Annotated in this window: 19 protein-coding genes and 5 pseudogenes; 10 read left to right on the forward strand and 14 right to left on the reverse strand. The window is 41.8% G+C overall.

Annotated features, from left to right (window positions below; all coding sequences use genetic code 11):
- Positions 1-1,168 (forward strand): PP2C family protein-serine/threonine phosphatase (locus ACEW8F_RS09940; protein WP_373483318.1); only part of this gene is annotated, 1,168 nt, incomplete at its 5' end.
- Between the two features lie 95 nt (positions 1,169-1,263).
- On the opposite strand, the gene ACEW8F_RS09945 is transcribed toward ACEW8F_RS09940, so the two are convergent.
- The 4 genes and pseudogenes from ACEW8F_RS09945 to ACEW8F_RS09960 form a co-directional block, all read right to left on the reverse strand.
- Positions 1,264-1,656: a hypothetical protein gene (locus ACEW8F_RS09945; protein WP_373483319.1), complete on the reverse strand. Its 393-nt coding sequence runs from the start codon at positions 1,654-1,656 to the stop codon at positions 1,264-1,266.
- Positions 1,584-1,919, reverse strand: a complete 336-nt coding sequence (locus ACEW8F_RS09950; protein ID WP_373483320.1) for a TfoX/Sxy family protein — start codon at positions 1,917-1,919, stop codon at positions 1,584-1,586. The genes ACEW8F_RS09945 and ACEW8F_RS09950 overlap by 73 nt, the downstream gene beginning before the upstream one ends.
- A gap of 69 nt (positions 1,920-1,988) precedes the next feature.
- On the reverse strand, positions 1,989-2,519 hold the full coding sequence (locus ACEW8F_RS09955) for a cysteine hydrolase family protein (RefSeq protein ID WP_373483321.1): 531 nt from the start codon (positions 2,517-2,519) through the stop codon (positions 1,989-1,991).
- 51 nt (positions 2,520-2,570) lie between these two features.
- A pseudogene (locus ACEW8F_RS09960) lies at positions 2,571-2,725 on the reverse strand (YjbQ family protein); the annotation flags it as partial.
- Between the two features lie 223 nt (positions 2,726-2,948).
- On the opposite strand from ACEW8F_RS09960, the pseudogene ACEW8F_RS09965 reads away from it, so the two are divergent.
- From ACEW8F_RS09965 to mutM, 6 genes and pseudogenes are all read left to right on the forward strand, one after another.
- Positions 2,949-4,397 (forward strand): annotated as a pseudogene (locus tag ACEW8F_RS09965) (methyl-accepting chemotaxis protein); the annotation flags it as partial.
- Positions 4,398-4,671: 274 nt separating this feature from the next.
- Positions 4,672-5,037: a winged helix-turn-helix transcriptional regulator gene (locus ACEW8F_RS09970; RefSeq protein WP_373483322.1), complete on the forward strand. Its 366-nt coding sequence runs from the start codon at positions 4,672-4,674 to the stop codon at positions 5,035-5,037.
- 102 nt (positions 5,038-5,139) lie between these two features.
- Positions 5,140-5,691 carry a cysteine hydrolase family protein gene (locus ACEW8F_RS09975; protein ID WP_373483323.1) on the forward strand — a complete coding sequence of 184 codons (552 nt, stop codon included), beginning with the start codon at positions 5,140-5,142 and terminating at the stop codon, positions 5,689-5,691.
- Between the two features lie 185 nt (positions 5,692-5,876).
- A complete protein-coding gene (locus tag ACEW8F_RS09980; protein ID WP_373483324.1) occupies positions 5,877-7,439 on the forward strand; it encodes an MDR family MFS transporter in 1,563 nt (520 codons plus the stop codon).
- 127 nt (positions 7,440-7,566) lie between these two features.
- Entirely contained in the window at positions 7,567-8,022 is a 456-nt protein-coding gene (locus tag ACEW8F_RS09985; RefSeq protein ID WP_373483325.1) for a MarR family winged helix-turn-helix transcriptional regulator, read from the forward strand.
- Between the two features lie 76 nt (positions 8,023-8,098).
- Positions 8,099-8,824: a DNA-formamidopyrimidine glycosylase gene (gene mutM, locus ACEW8F_RS09990; protein ID WP_373483326.1), complete on the forward strand. Its 726-nt coding sequence runs from the start codon at positions 8,099-8,101 to the stop codon at positions 8,822-8,824.
- On the opposite strand, the gene ACEW8F_RS09995 is transcribed toward mutM, so the two are convergent.
- The 5 genes and pseudogenes from ACEW8F_RS09995 to ACEW8F_RS10015 all read right to left on the reverse strand — a co-directional run.
- Positions 8,788-8,949 (reverse strand): diguanylate cyclase, encoded by a 162-nt coding sequence (locus ACEW8F_RS09995; RefSeq protein WP_373483327.1) that lies wholly within the window; start codon positions 8,947-8,949, stop codon positions 8,788-8,790. The two genes, mutM and ACEW8F_RS09995, sit on opposite strands and share 37 nt — an antisense overlap.
- Positions 8,918-9,133 (reverse strand): hypothetical protein, encoded by a 216-nt coding sequence (locus ACEW8F_RS10000; protein WP_373483328.1) that lies wholly within the window; start codon positions 9,131-9,133, stop codon positions 8,918-8,920. The genes ACEW8F_RS09995 and ACEW8F_RS10000 overlap by 32 nt, the downstream gene beginning before the upstream one ends.
- Before the next feature lie 96 nt (positions 9,134-9,229).
- The gene (locus ACEW8F_RS10005; RefSeq protein WP_373483329.1) at positions 9,230-9,535 is read right to left on the reverse strand and encodes a 4Fe-4S dicluster domain-containing protein; all 306 of its coding nucleotides are present in this window, start codon (positions 9,533-9,535) and stop codon (positions 9,230-9,232) included.
- 20 nt (positions 9,536-9,555) lie between these two features.
- A complete protein-coding gene (locus ACEW8F_RS10010) occupies positions 9,556-10,155 on the reverse strand; it encodes a TetR/AcrR family transcriptional regulator (protein ID WP_373483330.1) in 600 nt (199 codons plus the stop codon).
- Between the two features lie 28 nt (positions 10,156-10,183).
- Positions 10,184-10,390 (reverse strand): annotated as a pseudogene (locus ACEW8F_RS10015) (hypothetical protein); the annotation flags it as partial.
- A gap of 327 nt (positions 10,391-10,717) precedes the next feature.
- Here ACEW8F_RS10015 and ACEW8F_RS10020 point away from each other — a divergent pair.
- Positions 10,718-11,968, forward strand: coding sequence for a 6-phosphofructokinase (locus tag ACEW8F_RS10020; protein ID WP_373483335.1), 1,251 nt, complete (start codon positions 10,718-10,720; stop codon positions 11,966-11,968).
- A gap of 232 nt (positions 11,969-12,200) precedes the next feature.
- On the opposite strand, the gene ACEW8F_RS10025 is transcribed toward ACEW8F_RS10020, so the two are convergent.
- Positions 12,201-13,487 (reverse strand): ATP-binding protein, encoded by a 1,287-nt coding sequence (locus tag ACEW8F_RS10025; RefSeq protein WP_373483331.1) that lies wholly within the window; start codon positions 13,485-13,487, stop codon positions 12,201-12,203.
- 418 nt (positions 13,488-13,905) lie between these two features.
- Between ACEW8F_RS10025 and ACEW8F_RS10030 the strand changes: the two genes are divergently transcribed.
- Complete coding sequence (locus tag ACEW8F_RS10030; RefSeq protein ID WP_373483332.1) at positions 13,906-14,562, forward strand: hypothetical protein; 657 nt, start codon at positions 13,906-13,908, stop codon at positions 14,560-14,562.
- A gap of 197 nt (positions 14,563-14,759) precedes the next feature.
- Here ACEW8F_RS10030 and ACEW8F_RS10035 read toward each other — a convergent pair whose 3' ends face one another.
- The 3 genes and pseudogenes from ACEW8F_RS10035 to ACEW8F_RS10045 all read right to left on the reverse strand — a co-directional run.
- Complete coding sequence (locus ACEW8F_RS10035) at positions 14,760-15,497, reverse strand: zinc ribbon domain-containing protein (protein ID WP_373483333.1); 738 nt, start codon at positions 15,495-15,497, stop codon at positions 14,760-14,762.
- A gap of 83 nt (positions 15,498-15,580) precedes the next feature.
- Positions 15,581-16,054 (reverse strand): hypothetical protein, encoded by a 474-nt coding sequence (locus ACEW8F_RS10040; protein WP_373483334.1) that lies wholly within the window; start codon positions 16,052-16,054, stop codon positions 15,581-15,583.
- Between the two features lie 173 nt (positions 16,055-16,227).
- Positions 16,228-16,422 (reverse strand): annotated as a pseudogene (locus ACEW8F_RS10045) (JAB domain-containing protein); the annotation flags it as partial.
- Here ACEW8F_RS10045 and ACEW8F_RS10050 point away from each other — a divergent pair.
- Positions 16,423-16,578 (forward strand): annotated as a pseudogene (locus ACEW8F_RS10050) (IS3 family transposase); the annotation flags it as partial.
- Between the two features lie 103 nt (positions 16,579-16,681).
- Here ACEW8F_RS10050 and ACEW8F_RS10055 read toward each other — a convergent pair.
- A complete protein-coding gene (locus tag ACEW8F_RS10055) occupies positions 16,682-17,653 on the reverse strand; it encodes a transposase (RefSeq protein WP_373483336.1) in 972 nt (323 codons plus the stop codon).
- Positions 17,654-17,791: the final 138 nt, after the last annotated feature.

Here is a 17,791-nt window from a genome sequence, read left to right on the forward strand (position 1 = left end):
TAAAATGATTAGCGGTCAAAAGTGGTACCTGAAATATCTGATCATGGCTTGTACCATTATGGGAATGACCAGTCTTTCGACAATGATGACGTATCATACGATCCTTGCCTGGATTTGTCCGTTATTGATTTCCTGCCATTATTATTCTAAAAAATTTACTGCGTGGACTTTGGCGGGAAGTGTTGTTTTTATGACTATGGCTATTTTTGCCGGACTTTATGTTGGTTTATGGGATTCGAATATGATGGCTGAAATGGATGGCGCGAAAGAGCGGATCATTACCGCAAGCATTTTGATTAGAACCTTTAAGTTCTATTATTTGCCGCGAGTATTTACCCTAATCGCATTTGCGCCAATTTGTTTTACCTTGATGGATCGGACGCGGGCGCTTCTGAATAAACAGAAAAAAGATAATGAAGAAAAAGAACGAATTTCAGCTGAACTGAATGTGGCCACGGAAATCCAAACATCAATGCTGCCCAGTATTTTTCCTGACTTCACGAATCGAGCAGAATTTGAAATTTATGCGACGATGAAACCGGCTAAAGAAGTTGGTGGTGACTTTTATGACTTCTTTTCCATTGATGATGATCATTTGGCGGTAGTGATTGCCGATGTCTCGGGGAAAGGTGTTCCAGCGGCGTTATTTATGGTAGTTGCTAAAACGTTGATTAAAAATCAAGCCCAGGTTGGTCGGACGCCGGTTGAAATTTTTACATTAGTGAATGCCCAGCTTTGTGAAAATAACGAAGTGGGGATGTTTGTCACCGCTTTTATGGGGGTATACGAAATTTCGACACATCATTTTGTTTGTGTGAATGCCGGACATAATCCGCCATTGTTAAAAAGAGCAGATGGCAGCTTTGAATATTTAAAATTGCATACCGGCTTTGTGCTTGGCGGAATGGAAGAGATTAAGTATAAACAGCAAGAAATGCAGCTGACAAGTGGCGATGAATTATATCTCTATACCGATGGCGTCACCGAAGCAACGAATATCAATGATGAATTGTATGGTGAGGATAGATTGCTTGCTGCACTCAATAACAATATGGACTTAAATGCAGATGAATTGCTTTCAAGTATAAAAAATGACATTGACTGCTTTGTTAATGGAGCCCCCCAATTTGATGATATTACAATGGTCGCCTTTAAAATTGGAATTTAGTATGCACAGGAGTATGAAAAATTCTTCACCACCGTAACGAACCACCATATCAGTGGGACGTGACAAAGCCGTGCGAAGGGTGTCACCGATCTTAATCAGGTTAGAAACACGCTTAAATGTGCGGCTGCATAGGCTTTTCTTTTTTCACTGCCCGCTGCTTTAGCTTCCTCAAAGCTGGGTCCACCATTAATCCAATAGACATATTCTCCCGTATATATCATAACCAATAAGCCATCAATTGCAATAACCGTGAACATCAGCACCATCCTAACCTCGGCACCCTCTCCCCAGGTTATCTGGAATAGCTGATCAAGAGTTCTATTGATAAATACTGGTATAAAGGTACTCCCTGCTATGAATAAGATCATCCACAGGATCAATGGTTTATAAGTTTTCTTATACTCTTGTTGATCCATCATTTTTTCTTTTTCTTCGGCTTGGGCATTGGCAGTTCCTGATAACTGACCCGCAGCAATTCGGCCAACCATTCCCGGTCATCCAGCGAATCAATCAAAAACTGTGGCTTGGCACCCGGGTATGGCAGACCTTCTTCAACGGTTTCCAAGTGTTCTTCAATGATGACTCGCCCTGCTTCTGTTTTCTTGAGGAAAAACTGATTATCACAGATCAGTCCGACAATCTTTTCGTCAAGATAGACGCCATATTCACCAAACATTTTTTTGCAGCTGATGTTTCCTGCCGCCATTAACTGATCACAGACATAGTCTGCAAATTCCTTGCTGGTTCCCATTGTTGCCTCCTTGTTTTTGTTTATTATAACTCGGAAATTTCAGCTGGGGAAATTGAAATTTTGCCAGCTTTATCTTCGGTTAATAATGCGGATCTGCATGCTTTCCATCACATCTAACGCAGCCTCGTTAAGGCGGTCTTCATTGCTGGCGACGCAGCTGGCATCGACAATAATTTCCGCTTCCGGCAGGGCCGCCTTGGCCAGCACGGCATCCGAGATCAGACAGATGTTTGAAACAACCCCGACCAGCTCGACCCGGTCATACTGGTTCGCCGCCAGAAACTCGGCAAGCTCCATGGATCCAAATGCGATCTTTTCGATACAAGTGTCGGTATCTAAGCGCAGCTGGGCCACCTTGCCATAAAGTTCCCACCCGGCTGTTCCTTTGATACAATGAACAACCGGTAAATTTCTGCCTTCCTGAGTATTTAGATAATCGGCCGTATGGGTATCATAGGTAAACAGAATTTCCTGGCCTTTCTGGCGATATTCCATTATTTTTTGGGCAATCGGCTCCTCAAGAAGAACCGCCTGAGGAAAGCCAAGGGCCCCATCGACAAAATCTTGCTGGTAATCAATTACCAATAAAATGCTTCTCATCTATTTCACTCTCCATTTTTATGCTGGTCTGATTCATGCCTTCAAATTGCTTTACTCGCCAATGATTTTGACCAGCACCCGCTTATCCCGTTTACCATCAAATTCGAAATAAAAGATCTGTTCCCACTGGCAAAATCCAGCTTGCCGGCGGTGACGGCTACCACTGTTTCTCTGCCCATAATCGTTCGTTTCAAATGGGCATCGGCCAACACTTTCATGTCCGTCTGGATCAATGAACATCAGCATTCCAGATCCATGACATATTTCACATTCAAAATATAGGTTTTAATTTTCTTAATAGGTGTTGACGACTAGATTTCATTAAGCTATAATTTATTAGGTTGCCAACATAATAAATCTGAATGTCAACACTTTCTTGGCTGTGTTCTAGAGGAAGAGGCTGAGCAAGAAAGGATCGTAACATAGAAGGTCAACAACACCCTGGATGCCGTGATTGGCCCGCTGAATATGGCGGCAGAATGCGTGGATCACATCAGTAAAGGGGAAATTCCGGCAAAGATTACCGATACCTATAATGGGAATTTCAACACAATTAAGAATAACCTCAATATCTGTTTTGACGCTATCAACGCGCTGGTTGAAGACACCAGGATGCTGGCCCAAGCCGGAATCGATGGAAAACTGGATATCCGGGCAGATGCCAGCAAACACCAGGGCGATTTTGCCCGGGTTATCGACGGGGTTAATGAAACTTTGGATGCCGTGGTCGCACCGGTACAGGAAACCTTAGCAACCTTAAAAGAACTGGCCCTGGGAAACCTCAACACCGGGATGGTTGGCAATTATCAGGGCGACTACGCAGTCATTAAAAAGGACATGAACCAAACCATTAGTTTCCTCAAACAATATGTGGTGGAAATCACCCATATCCTTGAAGAAGTCGGTCAGGGTAACCTGGAACAGCACATCACCGAAGACTATTTGGGCGATTTCCAGGCCATTAAAATAGCCCTGAACGAGATTACTACCAGCCTCAGCATCACCATGACAGACATCAACATAGCCGCTGGACAGGTCGAAATTGGATCTCAGCAAATTTCTGATGGCGGTCAGGCACTGTCTCAAGGTACCACCGAGCAGGCCAGTTCGATTCAACAGCTCACCGCCTCCATTTCAGAAGTGGCAGCGGAAACCAAGAAAAACGCCATGAATGCCAATGAAGCCAACGAATTAGCCTTGAAAGTTCGAACCAGTGCCGAAGTTGGGAATAGCCAGATGAACCGGATGGTTGCCGCTATATCAGACATTATTGAGTCATCAAAAAGCATTTCAAAGATCATCAAAGTCATTGACGACATCGCCTTCCAGACCAATATTCTAGCCCTGAATGCCGCTGTTGAAGCTGCTCGAGCCGGACAGCACGGAAAAGGTTTTGCCGTGGTTGCTGAAGAAGTCAGAAATCTGGCCGCTAGAAGTGCAGATGCTGCCAAGGAAACGACAGCTCTGATTGAAGGCTCCATCGACAGGGTTGGAGCAGGAAGTCAAATTGCCGATCAAACCGAAGCAAGTCTCAAAGAAATTTTAACAGAAATTGAGAAAGTGTCTAATTTAGTGGGCAATATTGCCCAAGCTTCCAACGACCAGGCCTCGGAAATCGCCCAGATCACCCAGGGTATTGAACAGGTATCCCAGGTGGTTCAAACCAATTCAGCCACTGCTGAAGAGAGTGCGGCCGCCAGTGAAGAACTTTCCAGCCAGGCTGAAATGCTAAAGCAAATGGTAGACACCTTTAAAATAAAAAGTATAACGACACAAGTTAACCATTTAACCCCCGTTAGTTCCAAACCCATGAAATCCATCAGCCCGCAGCCTTCACCGATAACAATCAATATGGATAATGATATCGATAAATACTAGATTGGTATCGTTTGACCATTGTCAAATAGTATTCTCTCGACTTCATGCCCTTGACGTCATTCTGGCCGCTTTTGATCAGGAATCTTAAGCTAGCCGCGAATAATTAGTGTGACTTAGGGCGTTTCGGGACCTTGTCCACCACAGCCATCCTCAAGGGCATTTCTGATCCCCTATTTATCTGATCGATTGCTGCAATAATTAGATCAGCATCAATTTGCGCTTAACATGGTAGCAGCAGCTAAAACCTAAATTCTAAAGTAACCGGGAGTTTAAAATGAAAATCCGCAATGATTACACCTGCCCGCTTGAGATTGTCCATGACATTATCAAAGGCAAATGGAAAACCATTATCATTTTTCAAATGAGAACTGGTTCTGTTTCGCTTTCGCAACTGGAGAAAAGCATCGCTGGTATCAGCCAGAAAATGCTCTTGCAACAATTAAATGAGCTGCGCCATTTTGGCCTGGTCGCCAAAGAAAACGCTCCCGGTTATCCGCTTCATGTTGATTACTATCTGACCGCACGGGGCAAGCAGATTCTTAAAGCCATTGAAATTATGCAGGACGTTGGAATTGACTATATGATTGAACATCACCTGACTGACAGCTTAGATCAAAAAGGCATCTGTTATCTCAAATAGTTGCTCTGATTTTCCCTATCGATAAACATACCCACCAAAAAGTGGGTAATTTACCTCCTGATCAAGATGGCTTATACTGTCAAAAACGAGGAGGTTTAATAAATGAAAAAAGCATTCATTCTAATTGATATCCAAAATGATTATTTTCCCGGTGGCCGTTTTGAGCTTAATCAGCCGGAAGCCGCTGCCCAAAACGCCAAACGTGCTTTAGATTATTTTAGAAAAAAAGGGCTTCCCGTCTTTCATGTTCAGCATATCAACACAAAAGCAGAAGCCCTCTTTTTCAGCGCCGATACCGTAGGCGTCAATATCAATAGCCTGGTATCGCCCTTGCCCGGAGAAAGGGTGATTATCAAAAATACCCCAGATAGTTTCTTCAACACCGATTTACTTCCGCTTCTAAATGAATTGGCCATCGAACAGTTGGTGATCTGCGGCATGATGAGCCATATGTGTGTTGACACAACGGTGCGTTCCGCCAAGAGACTGGGCTTCGCCATTGAATTATTGAGCGACGCCTGTACCACCAGAGATTTGCTCTGGGAAAACACCCCGGTTCCGGCTGAGCTTGTTCACACCGTGTTTATGGCGGCCCTGCAAAACAGCTTTGCTGATGTGAAGGATACCATGACGTTTATAAAATCTGATTCCTAAAAGATGACTTGGCAATTGTGACAAATAGGGTGCTGTGTACAAACAGCACCCTTGGTTTCCTAAATTTAAATTTTTCTTAATAGGTATTGACGAGTTGGGTTCCTTAGGTTACAATCCATTAGGTTGGTAACCTAACTATTTTAGATGCCAACAATTTTACTGACAAGAAAGAGGAACTTTATTTTATGAATCAATTAACAAGTAAAAGAAAAACCGTTGTTATGATCGCGTTGATGGCTACCATGTTTTTTGCTGCTATCAATCAAACGATCATAAGCTCAGCACTGCCGGGAATTATCGCTCAGTTGGGTGGGATGGAATACTACTCCTGGGTCATTACCATTTATATGCTTACTTCAACAATTTCTACCATACTAGTTGGAAAATTATCTGATATCTATGGCCGAAAACCGTTTATCCTGGGCGGTATTTTAATTTTCTTAGTTGGAACCTTCTTAATCGGTTTGTCCACTGATATTTTCCAGATGATCGCCTTCCGTGGAATCCAGGGTGTTGGCGGCGGTATCTTAATGTCAATCACCCTTACCGCTGTGGGTGATTTATACCCCGTCCAGGAAAGAGCAAAATGGACCGGCGCAATGATGTCTATTTTCGGATTTTCCAGTATTCTTGGTCCCGTACTTGGCGGTGTTCTAATTGATTACATCGCCTGGAAATGGCTGTTCTGGATTTTCTTGCCGCTGGGTGTTGTTGCCTTTGCGATGATTTGGCGGATGTTTCCTAAAACTACCGGGGATGGATCCGGTTCAATTGACTTTGCTGGTTCAATTCTATTAGCTGTTTCGATCAGCAGCTTGTTGTTTGGTTTCTCTTGGGCAGGATCAAAATACGCTTGGGGTTCACCGCAAATATTAGGCTTATTTGCAACGACGATACTCGGAATCGTTATTTTTGCCCTGGTCGAAAGCAAAGCAAAGAACCCGGTCATTCCCCTATCGCTATTTAAAAACAAGGGGGTAACCATTTCTCTTGTGGCCAGTTTTGTGATGAGCGGCGGAATGATGGGCGCAATGTCCTATATGCCATTCTACATTCAAGGGGTACAAGGCTTGTCAGCAACGACATCTGGTTTATTTAATATTCCCATGTCAATTATGATGATTATCTTCAGCACCCTAGTCGGAAGCTGGTTATCAAAATCAGGTAATTACCGATTATTCGCCGTCGTCGGTTTAGGTATTATGAGTGCCAGCATGATTGTGATGGCTAATATGGGCAGCGTAACCATGGCTGCGGTAAGTCTGGTTATTTTCGGAGTCGGACTTGGTTTTGGGATGACGGTCTTCACAACCGCAGCACAAAATTCAGCCCCTGCCTCACAGCTTGGGGTGGTTACCGCAACCACCACGCTTTTTCGTAATCTCGGCGGGACTATCTTCATCGCCATATTTGGTTCAATCATGAACACATCGATGGCGAAAAACTTGGGAACTGCTATATCATCGAGTGCCGGCGTCGATTTATCAACATTAGATGCTGCAACCGCAGCAAGTTTCAAAGAAATGGCAAATCCACAGCTGCTACTGAATAAAGATAAGTTTGCCGCGATCCAAACGGCGATGCCACAACAACTGCAAGATATATTCGTTCAAATGATGGACATGGTACGAACCGTGATGGGCGATGCCTTATCTAATGTTTTCTATATCGGCGCGGCACTGCTGCTGGTCGGCGCGATCGTTTCATTGTTCCTGAAAGTAAAACCGGTTTATGAAGAGATTGAATAGACCTGTTCCCGGTGAACACAGTTTGTCAAAAAAAATATTGTTGCCTATTCACAGATAAGATATAATGAAGAACATCTATAATTAGCCATATTTATCAGAAAACAAAAACTTGAGTGAGGTGGATTTCGTGAATAGCCAGCCCAATATTGAAATTAAAAGACTAATCGATGTATTTGAAAGCGTGTCCAGAGCAGAACGAAAAAAACAACCATTATTGGGATTAAAACATAGCGAAATCCGCGTTTTGTTATGTCTTAAAGATATTTCTTGCGACACTGATGGTATTGCCAGTATCTCAGAAATCAGCAAGCGAATGTCCGTAACATCACCTACTGTTACTGAATTGGTTAAAGCTTTAAGCAGCAAGGGATATATTGACCGCAGTACCAATTCAAAGGATAAAAGGGTTGTTGATCTTAAGCTGACAGCCAAAGGAGAAGAAATAGTTGCAAAGGGCAGCTGTTATTTTACAGCATTGTTTGCCGGGCTCGTCGACAAATTAGGCCCAGAAAAAAGCGAGATGCTGCTCGAATTATTGGAACAGGTGTGCGAATATCTTGAAGATGTACATGTCGAGGTTTGATCGTATCAAAAGACCGACTTTACTTTATTCTATCGTCAAAAATTATTCTTATTAAAGCATTATGCAGGTGAATCTTATGCCAGAACTGCCAGAAGTCGAAACCGTTCGCCGAACGTTAAAGCATTCTATTATTGGAAAAGAAATTAAGGAGATCCGGGTTCATTATGCTAAGATCGTTGTCGGGGATACGGACAATTTTGTGACGACGTTAACCGGCCAAACCATTCGCGATATCGATCGGGTCGGGAAATACTTAATCTTTATTTTGGATCATGATGCCTTTATTTCGCATTTACGGATGGAAGGCAAGTATAATATTGTCGACGCTTCAAAGCCGCTAAACAAACATGAACATCTTAGCTTTGTCTTTAGTGACGGTAGCGCATTACGCTATCAGGACACCCGTAAATTTGGGCGTTTAGAACTGGTGAATAAAGAACGCTATCGTCACGATTTACCGCTTTGCAAGCTTGGACCCGAACCATCGAACGCCGATCCTAAAGCGATCTATGCAAAAATACATAAGAGTAGTCTGCCGATAAAAAGCTTGTTGCTCGATCAAACCATTATGACCGGAATCGGCAATATCTACGCCAATGAAATCTGTTTCACGATGAAAAGGGATCCCACCACCCCCGGGAAACGGGTCAGTCAAAAGCGGGTCGCTGAATTAATCGCCGTAGCAAAAGAAATTCTGGCGCAGGCCATTGCCCAGGGCGGAACAACGATCCACTCTTTTGACGCCAATGGTATTACCGGCTTGTTTCAGATGCAGTTACAGGTACATACCTTAAGCACCTGATCACCAAAAACATGACCCTTGGTATCATTGACCGTTTTAAAGCGGTCAATATCAAACATCGCAATCGAAGCGGGCTGGCTGGCCTGCCGGGCCTCATAAATCGCGCTTTCCAGCGATGCAGGCACTTTGGACCGACTCAGATATTACCAGAATCACGGTTCCGGCATCAAAAAATAGACCATCTTTCCGATTCTGATCATGATAATTCCGATACATCTGCTGCCACATCTCCCCGTACCAGGATATTTTTAGCTTGTCTTTTTCCGCATCGGAAAGGTTGGCTATTTTATTCAGTTCATCAATGGCCATCGTTCTTAATCGGTCAATGTCATCACGGACAACACAATAGGATACATTCTGCTGATTACCGCCGATCAGCGAATACCGTCCGGCTTCAATAATTTTTTAAATCTTTTCTATTTCTACTGGCTTCACAGAAAACTGCCGGATTGTTCTTCTGAATTTCAGCGCCCGTAAGTATTGATTTTCATCTAAATCAAATGCGCCCTGCTGATATTCTAAAATTTCTGACATCGGATAATTTTCCAGGCTAACGGCATTTTTAGGACAAACGGCGATACAATGCCCGCACTCAATACAACGAATTTTTTTAGACCTTACCTGTTCCCCAACCACTTCGATATCTTGGGTGAAACAATCTTTCGCACATAGTCCGCAGCCGATACATTTATTTTCATAAATTTTAATCATGGTTCTCCTTTATGATTTTTTCAGCCATCATTTTTTACCAGATAGCCGTCAAGATATCTGGTGATAATTCTGGCCAACACCGCCGCTATATTCATCTCTCCATCGCAAAGACACCACTCAAAGACTGCGCCTTTGATGATTGTACACAGACCAGATGAAGGTCTGTGTACAATCAGTCCCATCTTGGCGGCTTTCTCCATTTCATCTTCACTTTTCTCGAGGATCGAATTCTTCAGAAACTTTCCCTCGGTTTCTGACATATAGGCCGATAAGGCCGAATTATTATTAGAATAGAAGCTCTTCATAAACGGAACGCCCAGGGCCTGGTAATGATTGATCAGGGTCATATAAAGTTCGATGATTCTGCCGGTAATACTATTTTCTGATGATCTTAGCTCCGCATCATAAAAATCTTCTGATACAAAATAAAACATCAGATCATCCTTGTTCTGAAAATAATAATAGAAAGTCCCGACGGCAATGCCCGCTTCTTCACACACATTTCTGACCGTCACTTTTTCAATGCCTTTTTCCTTTAGTAGTCGAACGGTCGCTTCCAGAATCTTTGATTTATTTTCCATTCGATTCAATTTTTGCTTCAGCATGCTTTCCTTCGCCATATTTCATCTCCACCGGTATGTTAGTATTTTATCTTTTGCGATACATTATACTGTGATTTTTCAATTCCCCCAACCCTGTCATCTGATGGGTAACAATCAGACCGACCCCGCCTTTTGCCCGTCTAACATAATAATCAATTTCAGGCTGCGTAACCTGACCATCAGAAGAAGCAAAATGAGTTTCTGTTGGTCCCATAATGACATGATTACGAAGCGTCATGTTACCAATCTTACCTGGTTCAAGTAAAAGTTAAAACATCTTTTTAGTCTCCTCAATATTAATTTTCGAACGTGTTCTATTATTTTTTTGTACCAAAGAGATTTGTTTTAAAACGCAAATAGAACCTGCTCCATACGTAACAGGTTCTATTTAACAGCAATGTTGATGCATCATTCTGTGTTTTTTTAATGTCGCCTTGGGGACGGTTAATAAATTTGAAGAGATCGACCGCGTTGACTGATTGCCCGTCTATAAAACGGGTAATGTTTATATAAGATAAGTCTGCGTGCTCGAAGTCACACTTATTTGGGCAATGTAATGAAAGGATTGCTAATAATCATGATAACACCATTAACAGGCGCCTGCCTCATCGGTCAATCAGGCGGACCGACCTCCGTTATTAACGCCAGTGCCCTTGGCTGCATTGAAGCTGCACTTGCTTCAGAACATATCACAACGGTGTACGCTGCTGAAAATGGCATCAAGGGTGTTTTAGACGATCGATTATATATTATGGATCTGGAGGATTCTTGCGAACTTTCACTCCTGAAGTACACTCCCTCCTCGGCGTTTGGTACCAGCCGTTATAAACTTAAGGATTTCATTGTCGATGACACAGATTACAAGCGTATTCTCAAAACATTCCGGAAGTATGAAATCCGTTATTTCTTATATAACGGTGGCAATGATTCCATGGATACCTGCAGCAAAATAAGCAGTTATCTGAAGCAGAACAACTATGATTGCCGGATTATCGGCATCCCTAAGACCGTCGACAATGACCTTTTAGGCACGGATCACTGCCCCGGCTACGGTAGTGCCGCAAAGTTTGTTGCGACATCTTGCATGGAGATTTACAAAGATGCAAAAGTCTATGGAACTGGTTCTATAACGATCCTGGAATTCATGGGTCGAAACGCCGGATGGCTGACCGCTGCTGCCGCGCTGGCCACCTACAAAGGTCTTGGCCCTGATCTGATCTATTTGCCTGAGATCCATTTTGATCTTGCCGATTTCATTGCCGACGTAAGCCGCATCTATGAAAAAAAAGGAGACGTTCTTGTCGCTGTTTCTGAAGGCATTATGGACAAAAACAGTACTTACATTGCCGCCTATTTTTCCGATCTGACCAAGCATACGGATGCTTTTGGCCATTCAAGAATGGGCGGACTTGCCGCTGGCCTTGCCAGCTTTGTCGGCACAAAGATCGATACTAAGGTTCGCGGTATCGAATTCGGCCTTACTCAGCGATGCGCCGCCCATATTGCCTCAGGTACCGACATCGAAGAAGCCTATCTGATCGGCCGAACCGCCCTGGAAGTTGCACTTGACGGTGCCACCGATCAGATGGTAGGCTTTGAAAGGATTCCCGGAAAAGAGTACCAATACCGGATAAAAATGTTCGATCTAATCGATGTCGCAAATGCTGAAAAGAAAATACCCCGTGAATGGATCAATGTCGCCGGCAACGGTCTTCTGCCGGCTTTCATCGACTATGCACTGCCACTTATTCAGGGCGAAACCAAAATGCCGAAAGAAGATGGTCTTCCCAGGTTCGCCAAGCTTAAAAAAATCATGACCCGGGATATATAAATATTTACAGTACTTTTATTGTACACAAAAAACCTGCTACTTTACGTAACAGGTTCTATCTAACATCCATTGATGTGTAGTTCATGGTGGCGGAGAAGGTGCGTATCTATCAGTATCCCCTCCCATAAATTTTGTTATTATAATTACTCTACGACAAAGTTCTTTCTGTTTTTACAAAATTATTTGCTTTATGCAAATAATTTCTTTAAATGTCTTACGTTGCACTTCAAGCCTATAAACAAAATACCGCATATAATGGAATCGACACGATATCATTTTCAAATCCAAAATTTTTGCCTGAGATCCGAATCGAATAATCCGGATGATAGTGTTTGAGATAAACCGATAAACTTCTTGATTTGACATTTTCTCTTGCTTTAACCTCAATCGGCAAAACAGCACTGTGTTTCTCAATCACAAAATCAACCTCGGATGTTCCCGAAGTCCAGTAATACAAAGGATAACCCTTTTGTATTAAAGCAGTGGCAACATAGTTTTCAGTCAGTGCGCCGATAAAAACATGATCATTACCTTTAATAATGTCATATTCATTGACGCCAGCCCGGTGCGACAACAGTCCAACATCACCCATATAGAGTTTAAATGAAGCCATATCTTTAAAAATAGCCAATGGATGTTGAGCTTGTTCGACCCGCTCGCATTTTAGGACGATTCCCGCTGCCAAAAGCCAATCAATTGATGCCCCAAATAATGAGGCCCGGCCCCCCCTGGCCACAACTTTATATTGAAACTTTTTATTATCTTTGGCCAACTGCGCCGGCAGACTATCAAAACAGGCCATGATTTTCGTTGTGTCGCTATATGTTGCATACTTGGCCATATCCGCAACGTAGGCATTGATGATCGCTTCCTGGATTTCTGCTACCTCAAGCAAGCTGTTGTTTTCTGAATATTCTTTTACTGCTTCAGGCATGCCACCGACAATTAAATATTCACGATAAAGGCCCATTGCCTTTTTGTGCAAAGCCGGATCCAACGGCTCACGTTTTTCATAATACACCCTTATTTCATCTGCCAGCATTTCCTGATTCTTCGCCCACAGGAATTCTTCAAAATCCATCGGAACCATATGAATTTGATTAACTTTCCCCACTGGGAAACTGAAATCTTCACGTTTTATTGCCACGCCAAGTAAACTGCCCGCACCGATGACGTAATATTCTGGGGCATCTTCACAGAAATATTTCAAGCTTGTCAAGGCACGCTCACAGGCCTGAATTTCGTCAAAGACAATTAAGGTTGTCTCCTTATTAATTTTCTCACCAAAATAAACCTCAAAGCGATGAATTAAAAAGTCTGGAGAAATATTTCCCTGGAAATCTTCGGCTAATTCCCTGTTCAATTCAAAATTGATATAAATCGTGTTCTGAAAATGTTTTTCGCCAAAATATTTGATACTGGTGGTTTTCCCAATTTGACGAGCGCCATAGATTAGTGCCGGCTTACGGAAATTTTTATTTTTCCAGGATATTAAAACATCTTCAAATTTTCGTTTCATTACCGCTCTCCACTGTGTTTTTTCTTTTAATTTACCATGTTTGGCACAGATAAGTCAAATAAAATGTGTTATCTATACATTTTATTTGACTTATCTGTGCTTCAGTTTAATAATTTGAAAAATTTTATAAATTGGAGTCAGGTAAATGATCTATAAAATACCGACAAACATTGAAAAGCCAATTTCAGTATAAACTGCTGCTTTTTCGCTTCCCCCATCATTAATAGTTATTGACACACCATCCTGGATCAACATCATAACCAAGTGGCAGATTTCCTCCGGTATACAACCTAGATTCCCGCAAAGTGTAACGAGATATTTCGTTACAAACCCAGTAAAATAAATGGTTTGAGCCCATTTTCCCTTGATTTTTTCCTCGTTATATATTATGATGTATAACGAGGGTGGTGAGAGCTTTATGGGGATTATTTATCAGACAAACAAGAAAACCGGAATTACCTATGCTTACCAGAACGAATCTTATTGGAATAAGGAAAAGCAGCAGTCCAGAGCAAAACGCAAACTTCTCGGTAAGGTCGATCCAGCGACTGGCGATATCATCCCAACGCGCAGTTATAAAAAGAAGGAGTACATAGACGAATCAGCTCCCGTGAAACCCGGTCCGATCGCCATTACCAAATACCAACGTTGCTTCTTTGGTGCCACTTACCTGTTTGATCAGATCGGTAAATCACTGGGGCTTACCGTCGATCTTAAAGACTGTTTTCCCGAAAACTACAAGAAAATCCTGTCGATCGCCTATTATCTGATTCTTGAAGAAAACAACGCATTGAGCCGGTTTTCGCATTGGCAAAAGCTTCATATCCATCCCTATGGCGAAGATATCGCTTCACAACGGAGCAGCGAGTTATTTCAATCCATTGATGAAGAAAGCCGGATGCGTTTCTTCGAGAAACAGGGTCGACGACGAATCGAAAAAGAATACTGGGCTTTTGATATTACCTCCATCTCCAGTTATTCTGAAGCGCTTAGCCAGGTGAAAAATGGCCGAAACAAGGAACATGACCGCTTGCCGCAAATCAACCTTGCCCTATTGATTGTTATCATCAATTGATGATAACAAAGATTATCTTCAAAATCAGATTATCTTCAATCTCGGCAGGATTGCCTGAAATTACAAGGAAATCCTGCCGGATTTTAAAGATAATAATTCAGCTCAAACCGCAGAATTCGAGCAGGTACTGTTCCTTATCCTTCCACTTTTTACTGGTAGTGGTTTTATCCGTACCTGATGGTTCATGGTCAACCGACTCAAGGGCTTTTTTGATCGTATCTTCGTCCGCATATGAGTTGGCAGGTCAGCATTGGTTTTTCAAGAATCACAGATGAACCGCAGTCTGGACAAAACTTTTGACCTTCTGTTAACGGAGCATTACACGTGATACACATTAATCCGATTGGTTTTTTCAGTAGAGATTTTCCACATTCCGGACAGAAGTCTTGACCTAAGGGGATCACTGCCTGGCAATGAGGGCAGGTTGTTTCAAATTTCGTTCCACAGGATTCACAGAATCGATTATCATGATGATTAGACATCTGACAATTGGGACAAATAATAGTGTTTGATTTGGGTTCAGCGGTAAAAACTTGGGCACCATTATGCGATTGAATTGTTTTATAAAGAAAGTTGATGATTTCTTCAGGTAGTTTTTTTTGTCCCCAGGCACCAATAGCAGATGTTGCCAAGAGTGGCCAAAAGATTAATGCACCAACAGCGGCGGCACCAGCCTTATCGATCCATTGTCCAGAACCAATATTAACCGTCAATAAATTATTTCCTGTGATGGACATTTGAATTTGGATAGCAGAATCTATCCCCGCAAATTTTTTCCAGCTTTCAGCAGCTTTGGCTTGCACCAGATATCCTTCACTGGTTTGTACCGATTCCGCATTTAATTTCTTTTGATCACTTAAAAATAGACGTAATTTTTCTGCTACCATCTCAAGGGTAAGCTCCTCAGAGAGTTTATAAATTTTTGATTCAGCCATGGTAATTTCCTCCAAATATAATTAAATTTTTAAATGTAATGAATAATCAAGCAGTTCTGTAAGTTCGAAAAATAATTTTTGACTCAATTCCAAAAGGTCCAGGTTTCATAGTAATAAACCTCATCAGTACGTTGACCACTTAAAATTGCATAAAAAATTAAACTTAAAACATAAATTCCGATACCAATTACCACAGAAAGACAATCCATACGGTTTGCTTTTGGATTCTTTCCAGTTACACCAGTCCAGATATATTCCAAATATGATTTGAACCCTTTGTTTGTTCGACATGCCTTGTAGTTTGGCATGGAATGAATAATGGCGACAACCATGGAAAGAATGATAATTCCACCACCGAAGGCACTACTAAATAAACTAACGACAAATCCGACAACTTCCAATACGATCAATATAAGACTAATGTTGCTTGCGCCTTTCTTCACGACTCCCTGAACATCGATAGGTGTCGGGGAAGATTTGCTCGAATCATTGATAGCACCACAATTTGGACCACCGGAATCCTCAAACAACTGGCTTCCACATTTTTTACAATACATTTTTTTCCTCCGTTATTTTTTATTTTGTAAGACAAGTATACAAGAGCAACATAGACAGATTATGTCCATGAAAAGAGATAAATACAAATTATTAAGATGTTTTTGATCGTTGAACAATTCAGGTATTAAAATCAGACAATGAGACTTGAAATGAGACAATCTAAAAATATTACCTACAAAACCCCCTTTTCTTTTAAGCTACAGAACAATCCCTCAGAACCAATAATGATGTGATCCAACAGCTCAATCCCCATGATTTTACCCGCTTCATTAATACGAGTGGTGATATTGATATCTTCCTGGGATGGTTCAGGATCTTCTGATGGATGATTGTGAAAAAGGATAATACCGGCAGCATTTGACAGAATATGTTTTATAGTCAATCATGGAAAGGTATTACAATTGAATCCTTTATGTATGAGCTGGATGAGTATCTTAAATGGTATAATCATTCGAGAATTAAAATGTCACTTGACGGTATGAGTCCAATCCTTTATCGTCGTAGTTTAGGGTTGGCAGCGTGAAAATTGAAAAAGTCCAAAAAAATATCCGCACCCCCCTTTTCTACATTTTTATTTTTCAATAAACAAGAATCCAGAGACTGTTTGTATCCTGGATTCCCGAAATTTATAACGATGGAGGATCAACCCCCAAAGCTTCATAAATATCCTTCTGCTTTTCAGTGACTTCACCAAGTATTCGTCCATGCCCGGGGGCTTCAAACAGCTCAATGAGATCAAGTTCATCAATCAATCCTTGCAATGACCACTTCTCAAAAAGTCCAGCATCCTGCATCTTTTTTTTCACGTAGGATAAGTAAATAAGTGCAATAAATTCGATAAATAGCTTGCCGTTTAATGACAATTCAGAGGAAACTTGCATTCTTCGAAAATTCAGTCGTTCTTTTAAGTTGCCGAATCCTTTTTCAACGATATCTTTGCTGCGATAGATTGACAATGCCTCAAATGGGTCACTGACTTCATTTGAAAGCAATGCGAAATAGCCATAGTTCCTGGCTGCTTCCTGCATGACATCCTCTTTGGGGGCAACTTTACGGCCTCGCTTCGGTGTTTCCGTAACGGTGAAGTACCGGTCATAATCGTTGCTACGATAATCCTTACGTGAATTAGTCATCAAATCAGTATAAAGGCTGGTAAAATAATCATTCATATCCGCCTGATCCCTTGCCGCTTTTTCTGGATTGTAGAAGAGTAATAGATAAGCACGGCGTTTGTCTTTGATCGTATCCCCTTTATAGGGACGTTCCTGTTCGTAATCCCATGAAATGGTTCGGCATATACCATGAGTTCCAAATTGGGTTTCCAGATTAGACCAGAGTTGTAGATTAGAACGTTCTTCTTCGAGGATGTTTTTGACATAATTCAAGCCAAGTTTCACGCCAACAATGAACTTCTGGTGATTTTTGTACAGTAAATCAATATTTCTCTTACTGTAAAAGCCACGGTCTAAAACGACCCGAATCTTTTTATAGCCCATGACATCAAATTCGGTCATCAATTGCCTGATGGTTTTGACATCCGTAATGTTACCGGCCAGTTTGCGATAGTAAAAGGGCAGGCCGGATTCTTCCCCAAACATTATCTTCAAAATCAGATTATCTTCAATCTTGGTAGGATTGCCTGAATTATAAGGAAATCCTGTTGAATTTTAAAGATAATAAATCGTCATTGTACGCTATTCTTTTATTAGCCGGTTATCGGCAGATCGGAGGATAAT

This window comes from Acetobacterium sp., assembly GCF_041752335.1.
In the GTDB taxonomy this organism is placed as follows: Bacteria; Bacillota; Clostridia; order Eubacteriales; family Eubacteriaceae; genus Acetobacterium.